Source organism: Pseudoduganella sp. RAF53_2, assembly GCF_052113985.1.
Lineage (GTDB): Bacteria > Pseudomonadota > Gammaproteobacteria > Burkholderiales > Burkholderiaceae_D > Rugamonas.
In genome coordinates this window covers 1-2,585 of the sequence record NZ_JBFRDW010000759.1, presented here as the reverse complement: position 1 = coordinate 2,585, position 2,585 = coordinate 1, and the positions used below count along the sequence as shown (strand labels likewise).

The window sequence follows — 2,585 nt, the reverse complement described above, 5'->3', positions numbered from 1 at the left end:
CGCTCATCGTTAAGCACGCGATGGGCCACGCCGTTCAGGTTCTCGGTGAATTGCTTTTTGTAAACAAGACTTTCATCGTCCAGATAGTCGTCGAGCGGGGTGTAGCTGACTGGCTGGCCGTTGACCGTTAACTTCTTGTTTTCATAGGTGATTTTATCACCGGGAACTCCGACCACCCGCTTGATGTAATCCTGGGTCATATCCATCGGATATTTGAACACCATCACATCGCCGCGCTGCGGGTCGTTGATCTGCACGATCTTCTTGTTGATGATCGGCAGACGAATGCCGTAAGTGTATTTGTTGACCAGGATGAGGTCGCCCACCAGCAAGGTCGGCACCATCGAGGACGATGGAATCTTGAACGGCTCCCACAGGAAGGAGCGCAGGAAAAACACCAGGGCAATCACCGGGAAAAAGCTACCCGAGTATTCGATCCAGGTCGGCTGGCGCAGCAGTGCCGCTTCGATCTGCGTGCGGCTGGCCGCGCCCTGGTCGGTCTTGATGCCATCGGCGGTCAGCTTGGCGTGGCGCGAGTCGAACTCGGCCAGCGCCTTGTCGGCTGCGGCGCGGCGCTGCTTGGCCAGGTAAAACACATCGAGACACCAGATGACACCGGTGACCACCATCAGGACGAACAGGATGAGTGCGAAATTGCCCAGGATGGATTGCAGTGTCATTTCTCTTCCACTTGAAGGATTGCCAGGAATGCCTCTTGTGGGATCTCCACAGAGCCCACTTGCTTCATGCGCTTCTTACCTGCTTTCTGCTTCTCCAGCAGTTTCTTCTTACGGGTGATGTCGCCGCCGTAGCACTTGGCCAGCACGTTCTTGCGCATCGCCTTCACGTTTTCACGCGAGATGATGTTGGAGCCGATCGCCGCCTGGATCGCCACGTCGAACATCTGGCGCGGGATCAGTTCGCGCATCTTGGCCGCCACGGCGCGGCCGCGGTATGGCGCGTTGGCGCGGTGCACGATGATGGCCAGCGCATCGACCTTTTCGCTGTTGATCAGCATGTCGACCTTGACCACGTCGGCGGCGCGGTTTTCCTTGAACTCGTAATCCATCGAGGCGTAGCCGCGCGAGGTCGACTTCAGCTTGTCGAAGAAGTCCAGCACGATCTCGGCCATCGGGATCTCGTACACCAGCTTGACCTGGCGGCCGTGATAGCTCATGTCCATCTGGATACCGCGCTTGGCGATACACAGGGTGATCACGGAACCCACATACTCCTGCGGCATGTACAGGTTCACGGTCACGATCGGCTCGCGCACTTCGTTGATGTGGCTTGGGTCCGGCATGCGCGACGGGTTGTCCACGTGGATCACGCTGCCGTCGCGGCGCTCGACCTCGTACACCACGGTCGGCGCCGTGGTGATCAGGTCCATATCGAATTCGCGTTCCAGACGCTCCTGCACGATTTCCATGTGCAGCAGGCCCAGGAAACCGCAGCGGAAGCCGAAGCCCAGCGCCTGCGAGACTTCCGGTTCGTACTGCAGCGCGGCGTCGTTCAGCTTCAGCTTTTCCAGCGAGTCGCGCAGTGCGTCGTACTGGTTGGCCTCCACCGGGAACAGGCCGGCAAACACCTGCGGCTGGACTTCCTTGAAGCCCGGCAGCGGTGCCGGAGCCGGCTTGGCCACGGAAGTGATGGTATCGCCCACGCGGGCGGCCTTCAGTTCCTTGATACCGGCGATAACGAAGCCCACCTGGCCTGCGCTCAGCGCCGGCAGGGACACGGAGCGCGGCGAGAAGATGCCGATGTCTTCCACCAGCTGCACCGAGTCGGTGGCCATCAGGCGGATCTTTTCTTTCGGACGCATGGTGCCGTTCACCACGCGCACCAGCATCACCACGCCCACGTAGGCGTCGTACCAGGAGTCGATGATCAGGGCCTGCAGCGGCGCTTCCGGATCGCCCTTCGGCGGCGGGATCTTGGCGATGATCGATTCGAGCACGTCTTCCACGCCGAGGCCGGTCTTGGCCGAGCAATGCACGGCATCCTGCGCCTCGATCCCGATCACATCTTCGATTTCGGCGATGGCGGTTGGCGGGTCGGCGTTCGGCAGGTCGATCTTGTTCAGCACGGGCACCACTTCCACGCCCAGGTCGAGCGCGGTGTAGCAGTTGGCCACGGTCTGGGCTTCCACGCCTTGCGAGGCGTCCACCACCAGCAGCGCGCCTTCGCAGGCGGACAGCGAACGGCTCACCTCGTAGGAAAAGTCCACGTGGCCGGGGGTATCGATCAGGTTCAGATTGTAGATTTCGCCGTTGCGCGCCTTGTACTTCAGGGCTGCAGTCTGGGCCTTGATGGTGATGCCGCGTTCACGCTCCAGGTCCATCGAGTCGAGCACCTGCGCTTCCATCTCGCGGTCGGACAAGCCGCCGCACAGCTGGATAATGCGGTCTGCCAGCGTGGACTTGCCGTGGTCAATGTGGGCGATGATGGAGAAATTGCGAATGTTATTCATTAAAATTCAAAACGAGCTATAGCAAAAAAGCGCCCTGGCGAGCGCCTTTTGTGACAATCGATGCAAGGGTAATCTGTCACATTTTACCGGATTTCAGAGGGGAAAGCCCGATTTC

At 59.9% G+C, this 2,585-nt stretch carries 2 protein-coding genes; both read right to left on the bottom strand.

Annotated elements, in window-relative coordinates:
* A partial coding sequence (gene lepB / locus AB4Z11_RS29060; protein WP_442029298.1) for a signal peptidase I occupies positions 1–680 on the bottom strand: 680 nt, incomplete at its 3' end.
* Entirely contained in the window at positions 677–2,470 is a 1,794-nt protein-coding gene (lepA, locus tag AB4Z11_RS29055) for a translation elongation factor 4 (RefSeq protein ID WP_442029297.1), read from the bottom strand. The genes lepB and lepA, both read right to left, overlap by 4 nt.
* Positions 2,471–2,585 lie beyond the last annotated feature (115 nt).

Bases quoted from the DNA above. Each gene is read 5' to 3' on its own strand.
- lepA (WP_442029297.1), bottom strand. From the start codon at position 2,470: ATGAATAACATTCGCAATTTCTCCATCATCGCCCACATTGACCACGGC.